Origin of the sequence: Aciduliprofundum boonei T469 (assembly GCF_000025665.1) — an archaeon.
In the GTDB taxonomy this organism is placed as follows: Archaea; Thermoplasmatota; Thermoplasmata; order Thermoplasmatales; family Aciduliprofundaceae; genus Aciduliprofundum; species Aciduliprofundum boonei.
In genome coordinates, this window is sequence record NC_013926.1 from 1076515 (window position 1) to 1092843 (window position 16329).

The 16329-nt window shown below is 40.4% G+C and carries 15 protein-coding genes; 6 read left to right on the plus strand and 9 right to left on the minus strand.

Annotated features, from left to right (window positions below; genetic code table 11):
* Positions 1–5: 5 nt before the first annotated feature.
* The 5 genes from ABOO_RS05690 to ABOO_RS05710 all read right to left on the minus strand — a co-directional run bounded on the left by ABOO_RS05690 (position 6) and on the right by ABOO_RS05710 (position 5859).
* Positions 6–1058 (minus strand): polyprenyl synthetase family protein, encoded by a 1053-nt coding sequence (locus ABOO_RS05690; protein WP_008085593.1) that lies wholly within the window; start codon positions 1056–1058, stop codon positions 6–8.
* A gap of 34 nt (positions 1059–1092) precedes the next feature.
* On the minus strand, positions 1093–1692 hold the full coding sequence (locus ABOO_RS05695) for a 50S ribosomal protein L15e (RefSeq protein WP_008085655.1): 600 nt from the start codon (positions 1690–1692) through the stop codon (positions 1093–1095).
* Between the two features lie 80 nt (positions 1693–1772).
* A complete protein-coding gene (locus ABOO_RS05700; RefSeq protein WP_008085591.1) occupies positions 1773–3248 on the minus strand; it encodes a hypothetical protein in 1476 nt (491 codons plus the stop codon).
* Positions 3249–3256: 8 nt separating this feature from the next.
* Positions 3257–4018, minus strand: coding sequence for an ABC transporter ATP-binding protein (locus ABOO_RS05705; protein WP_008085596.1), 762 nt, complete (start codon positions 4016–4018; stop codon positions 3257–3259).
* Positions 4015–5859: a prolyl oligopeptidase family serine peptidase gene (locus ABOO_RS05710; RefSeq protein ID WP_008085587.1), complete on the minus strand. Its 1845-nt coding sequence runs from the start codon at positions 5857–5859 to the stop codon at positions 4015–4017. Before ABOO_RS05710 ends, ABOO_RS05705 begins: the two co-directional genes overlap by 4 nt.
* A 72-nt stretch (positions 5860–5931) precedes the next feature.
* Between ABOO_RS05710 and ABOO_RS05715 the strand changes: the two genes are divergently transcribed.
* Entirely contained in the window at positions 5932–7239 is a 1308-nt protein-coding gene (locus ABOO_RS05715; protein ID WP_012997343.1) for an HD domain-containing protein, read from the plus strand.
* On the opposite strand, the gene thsB is transcribed toward ABOO_RS05715, so the two are convergent.
* Together thsB and ABOO_RS05725 are read right to left on the minus strand one after the other, a co-directional pair.
* Positions 7240–8859 carry a thermosome subunit beta gene (thsB, locus tag ABOO_RS05720; protein ID WP_012997344.1) on the minus strand — a complete coding sequence of 540 codons (1620 nt, stop codon included), beginning with the start codon at positions 8857–8859 and terminating at the stop codon, positions 7240–7242.
* A 75-nt stretch (positions 8860–8934) separates the two neighbouring features.
* The gene (locus ABOO_RS05725) at positions 8935–9321 is read right to left on the minus strand and encodes a 23S rRNA (pseudouridine(1915)-N(3))-methyltransferase RlmH (protein WP_008085710.1); all 387 of its coding nucleotides are present in this window, start codon (positions 9319–9321) and stop codon (positions 8935–8937) included.
* 64 nt (positions 9322–9385) lie between these two features.
* Between ABOO_RS05725 and ABOO_RS05730 the strand changes: the two genes are divergently transcribed.
* Positions 9386–10981: a B12-binding domain-containing radical SAM protein gene (locus tag ABOO_RS05730; RefSeq protein WP_008085610.1), complete on the plus strand. Its 1596-nt coding sequence runs from the start codon at positions 9386–9388 to the stop codon at positions 10979–10981.
* On the opposite strand, the gene ABOO_RS05735 is transcribed toward ABOO_RS05730, so the two are convergent.
* The gene (locus ABOO_RS05735) at positions 10978–11643 is read right to left on the minus strand and encodes a TraB domain-containing protein (protein WP_008085632.1); all 666 of its coding nucleotides are present in this window, start codon (positions 11641–11643) and stop codon (positions 10978–10980) included. The genes ABOO_RS05730 and ABOO_RS05735 overlap by 4 nt on opposite strands.
* Before the next feature lie 79 nt (positions 11644–11722).
* Between ABOO_RS05735 and ftcD the strand changes: the two genes are divergently transcribed.
* Genes ftcD through ABOO_RS05750 form a run of 3 tightly spaced genes read left to right on the plus strand, consistent with a single transcriptional unit; the run spans position 11723 to position 14809 of the window.
* Positions 11723–13390, plus strand: a complete 1668-nt coding sequence (gene ftcD, locus ABOO_RS05740) for a glutamate formimidoyltransferase (RefSeq protein WP_008085649.1) — start codon at positions 11723–11725, stop codon at positions 13388–13390.
* A gap of 31 nt (positions 13391–13421) precedes the next feature.
* A complete protein-coding gene (locus ABOO_RS05745; protein WP_008085736.1) occupies positions 13422–14123 on the plus strand; it encodes an alanyl-tRNA editing protein in 702 nt (233 codons plus the stop codon).
* Positions 14124–14158: 35 nt separating this feature from the next.
* Positions 14159–14809, plus strand: coding sequence for a V-type ATP synthase subunit D (locus ABOO_RS05750; RefSeq protein ID WP_008085743.1), 651 nt, complete (start codon positions 14159–14161; stop codon positions 14807–14809).
* Positions 14810–14940: 131 nt separating this feature from the next.
* Here the strand turns inward: ABOO_RS05750 and pyrF are convergent, their stop codons facing one another.
* A complete protein-coding gene (gene pyrF / locus ABOO_RS05755; RefSeq protein ID WP_008085585.1) occupies positions 14941–15570 on the minus strand; it encodes an orotidine-5'-phosphate decarboxylase in 630 nt (209 codons plus the stop codon).
* Between the two features lie 46 nt (positions 15571–15616).
* On the opposite strand from pyrF, the gene ABOO_RS05760 reads away from it, so the two are divergent.
* Positions 15617–16306, plus strand: a complete 690-nt coding sequence (locus ABOO_RS05760) for an MBL fold metallo-hydrolase (RefSeq protein WP_008085708.1) — start codon at positions 15617–15619, stop codon at positions 16304–16306.
* The last annotated feature ends 23 nt before the right edge of the window (positions 16307–16329 follow it).

A 16329-nucleotide genomic window follows, 5' to 3' on the forward strand; every position in this document is an offset into this window, starting at 1 on the left:
TTGGCTCAATAACTTCTGCTTATCATATAATCTGCAAGCCAGAGTAGGAAATCTCTCATCTCTTCATCTTCTACTTCAATCCCTTTCAAATAATCTTTTGCCTCTTCTACCATCTTCTTTGCAAGGTTCTTGGAGTAATCTAAAGAGCCAGTGCGCCTAACAATTTCCCTCACTTTCTCCAACTGCTCGTATGTCACGGCAGGATTGCCCAAGGCTTGCATTATGATTTTTCTATCCTCCTCGCTTCCATTCTCAAGTGCCTTTATTATTAAGAGCGTCTTCTTGCCTTCTGCTAAATCACTCGTCACTGGCTTACCTATCCCCTCTTCACTTCCAAAGAGCCCCAATATATCATCTTGAAGCTGGAACGCTATGCCCACAGGTATTGCATAATTTTCTATTCCCTCTGGCTCCTTACCTGCAAGGATTATGCCAAGAGCAAGGGGACCTTCAATCGTGTACCTTGCGGTCTTGTATTTATGCAACAAGAGCAAATCTTCCTCTTTGAATTCCTCTAGAGCACCAGAGTATATGTCAATTATCTGCCCATAGCCCGTGTACTCAATAATCTCATTCAATTTATGGATTGCCTTCACCTTTAGTTCTGCAGGGAAATCAGAGGAAGAAAGAATCTCCATGGCATAGGCGTTAGCTAAATCTCCTGCGATTATTGCCATACTTTCTCCAAATCTTATAGGTCTGCCACCGAATCCATTTTTAAGGTGTTTCTTCTCATATATTTTGTGCACGGTGTCCTTTCCTCTACGAAGGTCGCTTTCATCCATAATGTCATCGTGGATGAGTAGATAACTCTGTATGAGCTCGAGAGATGATGATGCTTTTATTATCTCATCATTCTTGCCCCCCATCATCTTATATCCAACGATCATCAAAATCGCACGAATTCTCTTTCCTCCACGAAGGGTGTATTCTTCGAGAATTTCACAGGCCTCGCGGGAGCTCCAGTGCTCCAAGCCCTTTTTCTTCTCCTTGAAAAATTCCTTCAAATTTTCTTCTACCTTCATCTTGTAATAACCCATAAGCTCTTTAGGTTCCATTTTAACACCACGATAATGTAAAAAATAATAGTTTTTATAGATTTGCCCTTCTTGATGGTCTTGCCTTCTCAGCGCCTATTCCCTTGTTTCTCAGCCCGCGTCCCTTCTTTCCTGCGCTTGTTAATCCTCGGAAAGCCCTACCCTTATGCTTCTTGCTGCATATCCAATTGATTTTCGGGTCGTTGCATATCGCAGGATGGTGTGTATCCACTAAAATCACCTCGTAATAATGGTGCTTTCCATCCTCACCCACATAATAGGAGTTGAGGACCTCCATATTTGGATACTTTTTTGCGACTCTCTCCTCACCAATTCTCTGTATGCTCTTGCGCATTGGGATGCGATTTATACCTCTCCTCTTAGGCCTTCTTCCACCCTTTATTCTGCGCCTTTGCAAGTTTCCACGGCGAACTCTAACACGCACAACGATGAACCCTTGCTTTGCTCTATACCCTAACTCTCTGGCTCTATCAATTCTTGTGGGCCTATCTACCCTAACAATAGCACCCTCATGTCTCCACTGAATCATTCTCTGCCATTGTATATCTCGAACATATGTCTTCTTGTGCTCTTTCCAGGCATTTTTCACATATCCATACATATTAACGGCTCTTCTCTTCGGAAGTTGATACATCCTTTATTCCTCCTAGGGATTCCCCTGCGGGACATCTCCCCTTAAAAGCGGAATGAGAGTTTTGTATATATAACCTTCGTTTACCTACGCAGAAGAATCAATGTGCCTAAGAATATCCCAAAGGCTACAATCTCGCTCAACCATATAAGATGGAAAATTAGAGGTATGGAAATTATGCCCATTATAAACATTAGGATCAAAAACAGGATTATTAAATCCGTCTTCTTCAAATCGGGTATACCAATATCCTCCTCTTTGTAATGGAAATAGTAAAGCATAACTACAGATGAAGCAATGAAGGGGAGGAGAAACACATAAGGAAGGAGAATCAAAGCATATAATCCATTATAATAAAGGGCAAGAATCAGAATTGCTATACCAATTCCCCACGGTACAACGCTCATAGAGATTATCTTTCCCATAACAAAATCTTTCTTTTTTAATGGCAGAGTGCGAAGGAACTCGATAGCATTTATATCAATCTTCAATACAGAATCTATACCTCCTGCCGAGAAGGCTCCTATCATCATAAGAATGATAGCTGCATTGAATATTGGAAATTTACCTGTACTTAAAACCATAAAAATTTGTGGAAAAACAATATAAAGGGTAATAAGAAATCCAGCAAGAAGTGCCGTTCTTCTAATCAGTACTTTCATATCCTTTCCAATAAGGGTAAATAGCGCTGAGCTGCTCTTTATTTTGTACTCTCTTATCCCTTTCTCTCCAAATACAACTCTTGGCTCCATAATTCTGCTCCATATTCTAAGGATCAAAATATAATAGAGGGGACCAAGCAGAGCTAGGTATAGAATCAAAAGAACTGTGGAAAATAAAGGATGAAATATTGTACCTGAGGAGAATGGAAACATTATAGAGTACTTACCTATCAACCCAACCCATTCACCTGAGTGTTCCATTATGTATCTTTGCATATATACAAAGGCGTAAAATATACCAAAGAATAGGAAGAACAGGATTGCTCGAGCAACGCTTATCAATAACTCGCTCTTTCCTGCCCTCTGCTTTATTTTCAATCCGAACAGGATGAGAATCAAGAGCCCAACTATATGGCCCAAGAAAATTCCCGTGAAAAACCAGAGAAAGGATATAATCCCGGGCAAAGGATATTTGAGGGATATCACGATGGATGTGGGTAACACAATACCCAACGATGGAAGAATTTCTAGGAGGAGGTAAAAACTCAGATACTTTGAGCCTAATTTTATAGGTAAAGGTTTTAAAGGTTCAAAGACACCCATATAAACCACATTCGAGCCCTGTACAGAAGTAATGAAAACTGCGAATATGAAGGGAATAAGAGAAAGGAATACAACATAGGTGGATATCATATCCACACTGGAAATTACAAATATACTCATACCACTAAATAAGCCAAAGAGTAAATAACTCAAAAATTGATAACCTATACCTTTTTTCATACTCAAAGCAGTTTTTAACGCATGATTGTATCTAACAGGATTATTCTTAAGCATTGGATTTTTCTGAACGATACGATAATGAACCTCTCTGTAAATATACTTCACTATATTCATATTCCCACCTACAGAACTTCTTGTAGCGCTTGAATTATGTTTGCCATCTCATTCTTGCTCTTTGTCAATTTTAAGAATATATCCTCTAAATTCTCCTCCTGTGCTTTTTCTCTTAACTCGTCCATGGTACCCTCTGCAATTAACTTTCCCTCATAAATTAACCCTATTCTATCGCATATCATCTCCGCAAGGGGCAAAACATGTGTGGAGAATATTATGCTCTTTCCATCATCTCTAAATTTAATCAGCAATTCTCTGAGAATTCTGGCACTTTTTGGATCTAATCCATTCATTGATTCGTCCATTATTATTACCTTTGGATCATGCAGAAATGAAGCGATAAGCGATATTTTTTGCTTTGTACCAAAGCTCAAAGTACCTATAAATTGGTTCATATATTTCCCTATTTCAAAAGCCTCTACAAACCTGTTTACCCTTTCTTTGAGGATTTTCTCATCAATACCTCTAATTCCGCCTATAAAGGAGAACAGCTCTGCAGGTGTCAAACTCTCGTAGAGTGTGGGAGTTTCAGGCACATATCCAATTATTTTCTTAACTTCCACAGGATTTGAAACCACATCAATACCCTCTATTTCCACTCTGCCTGCAGTTGGCTTTAGAACACCCGCAAGGATCTTCAATGTTGTGCTCTTTCCACTTCCATTGGGGCCTAAGAATCCGTATATCTCGCCATTTTCAACCTTAAAGCTGATACCATCTACAACAACCTTCTCAAAGTATTTTTTTACCAAGTTCTCAACTACTATCAATTTAATACCTCCGTGGATTTTAAGACAAAGGCAAGTATATCCGCAAGCTCTCTAATCCTAGTCTCTGGTGAGGCACCCATATGTCCACTCTTTGTTTCCACTCTCAAGTATACTGGAGCATCAACTTCTCTAAGTTTCATAAAGAATTTTAGAGCATGCGCAGGATGGACTCTATCATCATGCAAACCCGTGTAAATCATAATCGGTGGGTAATTTTTCTTCTTCACATTGTGATACGGTGAGTATTTTTCCAAAAACTTCCTATCCTCTGGGTTATCTGGATTCCCGTACTCAGGTATCCAGACCTTGCCTATGTACATCTTGTGGAACCTTAGCATATCAATTACAGGATAACCGATAATGGCTGCATCCATAACATCTGGTCTCTGCACTAGCGTGGCTGCCACCAGCAAACCTCCATTACTGCGCCCCCAGGCAACTACCTTATAATCTTTTTTCAAATTCTCTAGGACAGATATAAAATCATCAAAAACATTCTGTTTTTTGTCTCTCATTCCTGCACGATGCCATTCTTCTCCGTATTCACTTCCACCTCTCAAATTTGCAACAACGAATGTGCCTCCCATTTTCAAAAATGGGACTACATGGGGAAAGAATCTCGGAGATAATGAGATATTGAATCCTCCATAACCAAACACCCAAGCTATATTATTTTTGTTCTCTCCCTCTACCAAGAAATAATGAATATTGGTACCATCCTTGGATCTTACAAAATCTTCTTTTATTTTATACTCTCCTTCAATTTTGGTCTCGTGAATTATCCTCATCGAATCTTTAAATTCATAGAGCCTTGAAGGTATGGTAAAACTTTCGTATTTCAAAAGTATGCCATCCTTACTATCAAATGGAATCACCTTTCCCGCAGGCTCGAATTTTATCTCCTTAACCTTTTTTCCTTCCAAGGAGAACAATTTTAATTTAGAGGAAGCGTCCACAAGATATCCAGCCAGGATTTTTCCATTCACAATTTCAGCCCATTCTAATGGATATTCCCCTTCGGGCACAACTTCCTCTATATCTTCACCTATTGCGATAATCTTGCCGTATCCAGAGCCTTCTCTCGTGAGAACATATAATTTACCATCTACAATATCAATGGGCTCTGCTGGCACTTCTGATTTGTATACTTTTTTCCATTTTTCTGGGTTCTCTATCGGACCAAGATATATCTCACTGCTGTTCCATCCAAAGGTTTTGGTGAGAATTGCATATTTTCCATCATTGCTCTTCTTTATGTACATAAAATAATTTGAATCCAAGCCATCTCCAAAAACCATCTTCTCTTCATTCTTGTCTCTCCAGAAAAGACGCTCTACAGGAGGTTTCATGCCATCCGGGCTCTCTTCCTTCCTGTAAAATCTGGAGAAGTAATAGCCATCTCTAAGAAATATTATGTTGTTAATTGAAGGTTTTATCTCTTCCACTTCCCTACTCTCTAAATTCACAATTCTGGTTATTCCCTCGTCAGAGCCCCCAATAGAGAAGTTGTAAGCGAAGAATTTTAAATGCTCGTCCACAGAAAATCCCTGGAGCAGAATCTCATCTTTTAACTCTTTTTCTAGGTCCTTGGAATCTATCAGTATCTCTCCTGAGCTCAAATTTTTCACTACCTGTTTTCCATGCTCATTAATTGCAGCAATGATGCCTTTTTTTGTTATTTTTGCTTCCCAAATTGTTGGAAGGTAATAATAATGACGAATCTCATCAGCAAGTTTGTCAGAAAGTCCATCTACATAATCCCTAAATCTTTTGTTCTCCTCATTGACGAGTTTTAAGATCCTCTCATCCTCCAAATTTTCCATCCACTCATAAGGATCCATAGTAGGTGAAAGCAAAGGCGGATAATTAATTTTATGGGGAAGATTTATTAAATACAAAACAATTTTCCTTGTATGGAAGATTTCAAAATAATCCACGATGCAATACATGGAAGCATAAAATTTGAAGAAGTTACTTTACGCCTTTTAGAAACTCCTGAGATGCAGCGTTTGAGCGGTATAAAGCAGCTTGGCCTCGGCTATTTAGTTTTCCCGGGTGCGAATCACACTCGTCTAGAACATTCAATTGGAGTTGGATATGTTGCCGGGAGAATGGGTGAGGTTTTGAGATTGCCAAAAGAAGAGATAAATCTTCTAAAAGCAGCAGGAATGCTCCATGACCTAGGCCATTCTCCGTTTTCCCATACTTTAGAGTATTTACTTTATGAAAAGACCAAGCTTGACCATATGGAGATAACAACAAAAATAATTGAGGGTAAAATTGATCTCCTAGAAGGTCTGGATATTGAGGATAGGGAGAGAATTCATGAGATTTTAGGAGATTACGGATTGGATACAAAGCAAATTGGAAAAATGATTCTTGGTGAAACAGAGGAGATAAACCTGGATAGTTTTAACGGAAATGCAAGTTTCTTTGGTGGAGAGAAAAATTATTTGGTAAATATGATAAGTGGAAGCTTGGATGCTGATCAGATTGACTATTTGCTAAGAGATGCACATTACACTGGTGTGGCTCACGGAGCCATAGATTTTCCCAGAATATTGCATACTCTGAAAATAAAGAACGGAGAGCTTATGATAGACAAGAAGGGAGTTCCTGCGCTGGAAGGTATGTTAGTTGCCCGGGCGTTGATGTATTCTGCGGTTTATTTCCACAAAACTAACAGAATAGGAGAGTTAATGCTCTCTCGGGCCGTTGAAGAGATTGAGATGGATAACTGGCTCGAAATCTATCGCTACAATGATTCTGAACTAATCTCTCTTCTTCTCTCTCAAGGAGGATACCCTAGGGAGATTGCACTGCGCATAAAATACAGAAAATTATTTAAAAAGGCCATGGTAAGAACATTTGAAGAACTTGAAAATATGTATGGTGATGAATACAAAGAGATTCTTTTGAAGCTTTGCGATTTAAAAGTTAGAAGGAAAATGGAGCGGGAGATAGCAGAGGCAGCGGGTATAGATGAAAGGTATGTGCTTATAGACATACCCAGCAGAAATGTCATTCTTTCAGAGCCAAGGTTGACAAAGACAAATGTTAAAGTTGTGGAAGGAGAGCATGTTTATCCCCTATCAAAATTCTCCCCACTTGCAAGGGCATTACAGACCAGAAAGGTACAGGATTGGGCAATAATGGTGGTCGCACCAAAGGAGAACCTAGAAAAAGTAAAAAAAGTTGCTGAAAGGATTATATTCTACTGATTACTCCTCCTCGCTTCCAGGGCCCTTCTCTCCACCTTTCTTGGATTCCCCCTTCGCAGCGATTACATCATCTATGCGGAGAATCATTATGGCTGCATCTGTAGCGCTGTCTATTGCCTGCTTGCCCACGCGTATTGGCTCTATAACTCCAAGCTCCATCATGTCCGCAATCTTGCCCTCATATACATTTATTCCCGCATACACATTTCCGTCTTTGTGGGCCTTGCGAAGCTCTATGAGCATATCTATTGGATCATGTCCAGCATTCTCTGCGAGGGTGCGAGGTATAATCTCCAGAGCGTCTGCAAATGCTTCAATTGCAAGCTGCTCTCTACCTCCCACACTGGCTGCATAGTCTCTTAGTTTCAAGGCTATTTCAACAGCACTTGAGCCTCCACCGGTGGTTATCTTACCATCTTCAACAGCTTTGGCCACCACATGTAAAGCATCTTTAAGACTGCGCTCTATCTCGTCAACCACATGCTCAGTGCCACCACGCACCAGTATGCTCACGGCCTTTGGATTCTCACACCCGATAACGAAGGTCATGTTATCTTCGCCTATCTTGCGCTGCTCAACAAGCTCAGCATGGCCCAGATCCTCTGGGGTCAAGTCATCCAGGTTGGTTATTATCTTTCCACCAGTGGCTTTGCTAAGCTTCTCCATATCGCTCTTCTTCACACGGCGAACTGCATATATACCTTCTTTGGCAAGGAAGTGCTGTGCCATATCATCTATACCTTTCTGGCAGAGCACCACATTGGCACCACTTGCCTTTATCTTCTCAACCATACCCTTTAATATCTTCTCCTCCTCATCAAGGAATGCTCGAACCATTGCAGGATCCTTTATCTGAATATTTGCATCTATCTCAGGTTTCTTTACTTCAAGAGCCATATTTATGAGTGCAATTTTAGCATCCTTAACCCTACCAGGCATTCCGGGATGCACCTTCTCCTTGTCTATGATCATACCATCTATTAACTCAGTATCATCTATAGCCCCACCCTGCTTTTTCACGATTTGAATTGAATCCATATCTACAACCATCCTTCCATCCACATTCTCAGCCACTTTTTTCACAGCTTTAACTGCTATCTCACTTAGAAGCTCTTTGGCCATACTTGCGCTCTTGCTGCTCAGGGCTGTGGCTGCAATCTTCTTCAGTGTCTCTTCATCATCAATACTTATTGGCTTTGCAATTTCATCCAAAATCTCTTTGGCTTTTTCAGCAGCATGCCTGTAACCAGCCGCAATAACGGTTGGATGTACATTCTGCTCAAGAAGCTCCTCGGCATTCTTTAAAAGCTCTCCTGCAAGAACAACCGCTGTGGTTGTACCGTCTCCAACCTCGCTATCCTGTGTCTTTGCAACCTCAACCATCATCTTAGCAGCCGGATGCTCCACATCAATTTCCTTGAGGATAGTAACACCATCATTGGTAATAACAACATCACCAAGGCTATCTACAAGCATCTTGTCCATACCTCTAGGACCTAGGGTGCTACGAACCGCATCTGCTATTGCTCTAGCAGCAGCAATGTTGTTCTTCATGGCCTCTTTTCCAGTCTCTCTCCTAGTACCCTCTTTTAATATGAGTATTGGCTGACCTGCCATCATGGTTCTCACCTCCGATTTGCTGTAAAATATTTCTTCTATATAAAGATTTCTGAAAATGAATCTTCGGAATTTTCTTTATTTTTCGTAATTTGTTCCCTTCATCCTTAGCAATGCTCTGTAAATCTGCTCAAGGAGAATCAATCTTGCAAGCTCATGCTGGAAAGTCATTCTTGATAAGGAGATTTTCTCACCCTGCACCTCTCCAAATCCTTCAGGGGGTCCTATAACAAAGACTATTTTCTCTCCACGGGAAGATTTCTTTCTTATCAGTTCAAAGAACTCATCGCTGCTCATCTCAATGCCTTTAGGATCCAGCAAAATAGCATCTGGAGGTATTTTTGAGCCACGAGCAAATCTTGCATGAGCTAATTTAGAAATTCTTTTCTCATACTCACTTATGATTTGCGAATATTCCCTCGATGATTTTCCAAGGGTAATTACTTCTATCTTAACAGGTAGCATTTTTTATAGAATTTTTCCAAAATATTTATATCTTTCCTGCAATTTAGCCCGCCAAGGTGATTCAATGGTTGAAATAGTGCTTACCACGGACAGAACGATGATGTCAAATCACCATCACAAAGAATTTTTGGGATTTGGAACTACGGGACCGCCTCTCATACTTCCAGAGAAGGTGTGGTTATGGCTATTCGCACCCAAGATGAAGGTTATCGATAAAGACGGGAGACCTCTGGAGGCACCCTACGGTTTGAGAAAAATAGAGGCAAAATTAATAGATGATGGGTTTGACGCTGCCATAATAGATCCTGATCATCTCTACAAACATATTGATGATGCAAAGGTTCTTCTTCTTTCTCACCACGACTATTTTGGATTCGGCCCTCCATCAAGCACATTTGCATCTATTTTTAAAACAGAAACGGTGAATGCAAGGTCTTTCGCTCGCCTTATGAACTCTGAGCCCGTTAGAAAAATGAAGAAAAATGGAGTGAAAATAATAGCAGGGGGCCCGGCGGCATGGCATTGGAAATATAGAGAGGATAAGATGAAAGAGTGGGGGGTGGATACGGTAGTAGATGGTGAGGGGGAGCTTGCCATCGGTGAATTAGTGCGCAGAGCTCTAAAAGGTGAGGAGCTTCCTAAATTCATAGATTTAAAACCTTCACAATCACCGAAAATTGAGGAAATATCTGAAATAAAACTTCCAAGTGTAAATGGTCTGGTTGAGGTTATGCGAGGCTGTCCCAGAGGTTGCAAGTTCTGCTCCGTCACGCTGAGACCTTTGAGATATATGCCCTTTGAAAAGATAGAAAAGGAAATTTTAGTTAATGTTCGCAATGGTGTGGAAAATGGTATCATTCATAGCGAGGATGTATTGCTCTACGGCGCAAAACCTCCATCTTACATAATACCCAACGAAGAAAAATTAATAAAATTGCACAAGTTATTCAAGAAGCACTACAAAAAGGTAGTATGGGCCCATGCAAGCTTGGCAGCCATAGTTAAGGGGCAGCAAGATTCAAAGCTTATGGATAAATTGGCAGAAATCATAATAGATGAGCACCAGTCATGGTGGGGAGCTGAGATAGGTGTAGAAACGGGCTCACCGCGTTTGGCTAAGATAATAATGCCTCAAAAAGCCAAGCCATTCTCCACTGAGAAGTGGCCGGAGATAGTTTTGGAAGGTGCCGGAATAATGCAAGATGTGGGTATGCAGCCTGCAATGACACTAATTGCAGGACTCCCCGAAGAAACGGAAGATGATATAATCAAAACTCTTGAATTAGTGGATGATTTATGGGATTTCAAGGCGATTATAATGCCCATGTTCTTCGTGCCCATGGGATTGCTAAAAGACAAAGATTGGTTCCAGGCATATGAGCTAAGTGATATTCATATGGAACTACTCAAAAGATGCCTGACTCATGGGATAAGGCAAGGTAGAAATATCCTCAAGAACTACTTCGAGGAGCGTTGGTACGGGCCACTGATGATGCCTTTTTACCATCTCTTCATAGATCTCATAGAAAGGCAAGCGAAAAAGAGGGGATACATAAGTGAGCCGGGGAGCCATGTTGGCAAAACATTCGGAAAAATAGATAAGGGGAAGGTAAAGAAAGAGAAAGGCGAGAATGTGGACTGGGACAAGACATGCCGTTAAGTGTAAATTTTGTAAGAGAAACTTCTACTCTCTCCCAAAATATCTTTCAATCTTATTGTTCTTGCCTCCGGTAACCTTTTTTTCAAACCCTCAAGGTGCCCATCACCAACAAAAGCCAGAATCTTTATATCTTCACCATCTAAGCGTTTCAGGTTATTTGCCATAAATTCTTCCCTATCATCAAAAAGTGCCTTTGATAATCCGGGATACTTTTTCTTCATTTCTTTTATGTATTTATCTTCCTGGTCAATTATACTCTCCACCTCTTTCTTTCCCATTTTCTTACCAACTAAGGGTGCAAATATCAGAGAACCGTACATTTTAACTTTCTCCCACAAACTCATATTCTTCTTTACGCTCTTGATTATTTGCTGAGAATCCATATCTATGAACGCCACTTGCTTATTCATAATTTGTGCAGTTCTAACCGCAGTCACCATCTCAGAGCCCACCTCACCTCCAAGCATATCTGCAAGATTCTTCTGCATCTCGGCCATCTTGCGATAAAAATACGGCATCTCTCCCTGCTGTTTCGTGGTTAGGGCAACATATCTACCGTAATCCAATTCTACTGCCACTATATCAGGATTTTCCTCCAATATAAGCCTCTCTATATGTACCTTCAGATCTATTACATGGGCCACGCCTACCAGGATTATCACAGAAAAAGAATAACGATATAATATTTTATATTTCCCAAAATCCTATAATACTTGCTCTCTATCCTCCCATGGTGGTAATATGGATAGGATTGTAGAATGTGTTCCAAACTTCAGCGAAGGAAGAAATATGAAGGTTATTGAAGAGATAGTTAACGCAATAAAAGAAGTTGAAGATGTTTATGTTCTTGATGTGGATCCAGGCGAGGCAACGAATAGAACTGTGGTAACTTTTGTGGGCACTCCAGAGGCAGTTAAAGAAGCAGCATTTAGAGGAATAAAAAAGGCTGCAGAGTTAATTGATATGCGATATCATCACGGTGCGCATCCCAGAATGGGTGCTACAGATGTATGCCCATTTGTGCCTGTAAAGGGAGTTACAATGGAAGATTGTGTTAAAATTGCAGAGGAGGTTGGAAAAAGAGTAGGCGAGGAACTTGGCATACCTGTGTATCTTTACGAATACGCTGCGAAGGAGGACTATCGCCGCAATCTTGCAGATATACGGGCAGGAGAGTATGAGGGTTTACCAGAAAAATTGAAAGATGAGAAGTGGAAACCTGATTTTGGTCCAGCGAAATGGAATGAGAATATTGCAAAGACGGGGGCAACTGTGATAGGTGCAAGAGATTTCTTAATTGCATACAATGTGAATTTGAATACGAAAGATAAAAAACTTGCAAATAAAATTGCCAAAGTGATAAGGGAGAGAGGGTACAAAAAGAAAATGGAGGACGGCTCTAGAGTGCAAGTTCCAGGAAAACTGAAGTATGTAAAGGCAATAGGATGGTACATTGATGAGTATGAAAGAGCACAAATTTCAATAAACCTGACGAATTTCCACAAAACCCCACTATGGAAAGTATTTGAAACATGCGAAGACGAGGCTAGGGCTCTCGGGTTAAGGGTTACGGGTAGCGAGATTGTTGGCTTGGTTCCTCTAGAGGCAATGCTTGATGTAGGGCGTCATTTCCTACGCAAGATGGGGAAGAGCGATGCAGTTCCGGAGAAGGACATAGTGCATGAGGCAATTATCTCCTTGGGATTGAACGATGTTGCACCATTTGAGCCAACTGAGAAGATAATTGAGTATAAAATCGAGAAATTAGAGGGAAAGAAGGGGCTCGTGGATATGGAGATAAAAGAGTTTATGGATGAATTATCCAGAGATTCACCTGCGCCTGGCGGCGGAAGCGTAGCGGCCATAAATGGCGCTTTAGGTGCCTCCCTCGCCTCAATGGTGGCAAATTTAACCTATGGGAAGAAGAAGTACAAGGATGCTTGGGAAGACATGCTAAGAATTGGCAACGAGACACAGGAGCTCAAATACAAATTTTTGAAGTTGGTGGATGAAGATACAAAAGCGTTTGATGCCTTTATGGCCGCTTTAAAATTGCCAAAGAAAAGTGAAGAGGAGAGAAAGATAAGAGATGAAAAAATCCAGGAAGCCACAAAGAATGCAATTGAAGTACCTATGCAAACTCTGAAACTCAGCAAGAATATAATGGAGCTTGCAGATGAGCTGGCTGAGAAGGGAAATGTTAACGCTATAAGCGATGCGGGAGTAGCAGCTTTAAGCGGTTATACGGCCGCATACAGTGCCTATCTAAATGTGATGATAAACCTTGGAGGATTGAACGATGAAGAGTACAAAGAAAAAACTGCAAAGGAGGCCGAAGAACTGTTGAATGAGATTGCTAAAAGGAAGGAGGAAGTACTTGAAAAAATAATGGCAAAATTGAAAGCATAAATTTTAAACATCTTTTCTCCATAATCTTTTTATGAACACGGAGCTTTTGTACCTAGAAGATTCTTATTTAAAAGAATTTAAAGCAAGGGTTATTGATAGAAGCGATGAGGGAATATATCTGGATAGGACTGCCTTTTATCTTGGTGGCGGTGGCCAGCCTGCGGATACTGGCAAGATAATCGCAAATGGAAAAGAGTATGTGGTAACAGGAGTGAGAAGAGAAGACGCTTTACACTTGATAGAAGGTGAAAAGCCAGAAATTGGAGAAGAAGTAAAGGGGATAATAAATTGGGAGAGAAGATACAAAATAATGAGAACCCACACGGCTGTACATGTAATCTCGGGTGTTGCTTATCAGCAATTTGGGGTAGTGATCACGGGAAATCAGCTATATGAAGGTAGAGCGAGATTAGATTTGTCATTTGAGAATATGAGTAAAGAATTAGCAATGCAGATAATTGAAGAGAGCAATAAAGTTGTAAAAAAGGATTTGCCGGTGAGATGGTACTTCATAAGCAAGGAAGAGTTCAAAAACAGGCCAGAACTTATGAGAGTAAATCCAAAGTTGTACGAGAAATATGATAAAATAAGGGTAGTAGAAATAGAGGGCTTTGATATTCAAGCAGATGGAGGCACGCATGTTAAACATTTGGCAGAGATAGGAAAGATAGAGTTGCAAAAATATGAGAGTAAGGGAAAGAAAAACAAAAGGATATACATTGTGCTATCATAGCAAAAAATAATTATAAATAAAATCATTCACCGGTAATGGCAGAGATAATCGAAGGTGTAAAACCCACCAGGATGCAATTGCTAGAGATTCGCAAGAAAAAGCAGCTGGCAAAGAATGGCCATAAATTGCTAAGCGAGAAAAGAGACGCTTTAATTTCACAATTCTTTCAGATTATCGATGTTAGAGAGAATTTGAGGAAAAAAGTTGATTCTAAACTGAAAGATGCTTTCAATTCATTAATTGAAGCTGAAATGATTATGGGAGATACCGCAGTTGCAGATGTGGCAAGGCAGGTTAAAAATTATGGGGAGGTAGAGGCTACCACCCTGAACATTATGGGTGTTCTCACTCCTCAGATGGAAATAAAGGACATAGAGAAAAAACTTGATTATGGATTCTTAAGCACTTCTTCAAAGTTGGATGAGGCTGCGTTTAAATTCAGAGAGCTTCTCAAGGACTTGGTAAAACTTGCTGAAATTGAGGGGGCACTTGAGAATCTGGCGATAGAGATAGAGAAAACAAAGAGAAGGGTGAATGCCTTAGAGCACATTTTCATTCCAAGATTTGAGGCAACGGAGAAATACATTGAACTCGTTCTAGACGAGCGTGAGCGTGAGGACTTCTTTAGAAGAAAGAGAATTAAAGCTATATTAGCGGCGAAGGAAAATGCGCGGTCCTCTTCCTAAAAAATGGGTTGAGGGGAAAGATGTTGAAGAGCGTATAAAATTTTACCGTTTTATTTTATATGCTCAAGTTGCAAGCACAGTTTTGATTGCCTTAGGCCTGATACTATTTATCCTGATTATCGCTGGAATAATTAAAGTGTGAGCTCATCGTAGAGTGCCTTGGCTGCCTTGGCAGGCTCGTTTGCCTCATATATTCTCCTTCCAACTATGATATGTGTAGCACCTGCCTCTATCGCTTCCTTAGCACTGCCACCCTGAGCCCCAACCCCGGGGGCTAGTATCTCCATATCACCTGCAAGAGAGCGTATGTGTGTAATTCTTTCAGGCCTAGTGGCAGGAGCAATCAATCCTGCCGCTCCCACCTCCTTGGCCATCAAAACAATATCATCAGTATGCTTTTGCATAAAATCAAGTGCTCCTGGATGTGACATTTCAGCTACAACATAAACTTTCATCTTTCCTGCCTCGTCTACGGCCGCTTTGATGGAATCTCTACCCACAAACCCGTGAACAATAATGCCCATTGCCCCATGGTTTCTTGCCTCCCTAACTATAAGTTTTGTGGTATTTGGTATATCTGCAACCTTGAAATCGCATATTATCGGTTTTATTTGCGAAAGTGAATCAATGATATCCATACCTGCTGCCATTACAAGAGGCCAGCCAATTTTTATGGCGTGTAGATAATCCGCAACCTCATTTGCAATATTAATCGCCTTTTCTCTGTCCGTTACATCTAAAGCGAGTATTAGTCCAGCCATAGAGAGCCATGGAAAACAATATTAAAATGTTTTCAGTAATTCGATTATGGTCAAGAATTTGAGATTAACTGTGTTGAACGACAATAAAAAGGAAGTTGGACTAAAGAACGACTGGGGCTGGAGCTTAATAGTTGAATCGGAGAAATGGAGATTCATTTTTGATGCAGATACAAGAGGAAAGATAATTAAATACAATTCAGAGAAGATGGGAGTAAATTTGGAAAATTTAGATTTTGCAGTTCTGAGCCATTACCACAGAGACCATTATGGCGGATTCAACTACTTGGGCAAAATCACAAATAATTTAAAAATCTATGTGCCATCAAAGGTTCTCCCATTTATAGAAGAATGGGGGCTGAAAGGGATTCCTGTAAAAGAGGGGAAAGAGATAGAAGAGGATGTATGGTCCTCTGGGCCAACAGGTACTATTGGAGAGCAGGCAATAGGTATAAAAGTTGATTCCATAGGTGTTATTGTGATTGTTGGCTGCAGTCATCCAGGTGTGGATATTCTCGCAAAGAAATTAAAAGAACTCACGGGAGAGAAAATATATATGGTAATTGGAGGTTTTCATTTCCCATCCAAATCCACAATTGATAATCTGGCTAAGATAGCAGAATACATAGCCCCAGCGCATTGCACAGGAATGAGTGGGGAGAATTATATAATGAGACATTATGAAAACAAATACATCCCAGTTAAAACAGGCAGCATCTTGAAACTGGGAAATCATTAAATAGTTGATATGTATGATGATAT

What these genes read in the sequence shown, in the direction of transcription:
- ABOO_RS05690 (WP_008085593.1), bottom strand. Translation starts at nt 1,058, where the DNA reads ATGGAACCTAAAGAGCTTATGGGTTATTACAAGATGAAGGTAGAAGAA.
- ABOO_RS05760 (WP_008085708.1), top strand. Translation starts at nt 15,617, where the DNA reads ATGGTCAAGAATTTGAGATTAACTGTGTTGAACGACAATAAAAAGGAA.
- ftcD (WP_008085649.1), top strand. Translation starts at nt 11,723, where the DNA reads ATGGATAGGATTGTAGAATGTGTTCCAAACTTCAGCGAAGGAAGAAAT.
- ABOO_RS05695 (WP_008085655.1), bottom strand. Translation starts at nt 1,692, where the DNA reads ATGTATCAACTTCCGAAGAGAAGAGCCGTTAATATGTATGGATATGTG.
- pyrF (WP_008085585.1), bottom strand. Translation starts at nt 15,570, where the DNA reads ATGGCTGGACTAATACTCGCTTTAGATGTAACGGACAGAGAAAAGGCG.
- ABOO_RS05715 (WP_012997343.1), top strand. Translation starts at nt 5,932, where the DNA reads ATGGAAGATTTCAAAATAATCCACGATGCAATACATGGAAGCATAAAA.
- ABOO_RS05745 (WP_008085736.1), top strand. Translation starts at nt 13,422, where the DNA reads ATGAACACGGAGCTTTTGTACCTAGAAGATTCTTATTTAAAAGAATTT.
- ABOO_RS05750 (WP_008085743.1), top strand. Translation starts at nt 14,159, where the DNA reads ATGGCAGAGATAATCGAAGGTGTAAAACCCACCAGGATGCAATTGCTA.
- thsB (WP_012997344.1), bottom strand. Translation starts at nt 8,859, where the DNA reads ATGATGGCAGGTCAGCCAATACTCATATTAAAAGAGGGTACTAGGAGA.
- ABOO_RS05730 (WP_008085610.1), top strand. Translation starts at nt 9,386, where the DNA reads ATGGTTGAAATAGTGCTTACCACGGACAGAACGATGATGTCAAATCAC.
- ABOO_RS05700 (WP_008085591.1), bottom strand. Translation starts at nt 3,248, where the DNA reads ATGAATATAGTGAAGTATATTTACAGAGAGGTTCATTATCGTATCGTT.
- ABOO_RS05710 (WP_008085587.1), bottom strand. Translation starts at nt 5,859, where the DNA reads ATGGATCCTTATGAGTGGATGGAAAATTTGGAGGATGAGAGGATCTTA.
- ABOO_RS05725 (WP_008085710.1), bottom strand. Translation starts at nt 9,321, where the DNA reads ATGCTACCTGTTAAGATAGAAGTAATTACCCTTGGAAAATCATCGAGG.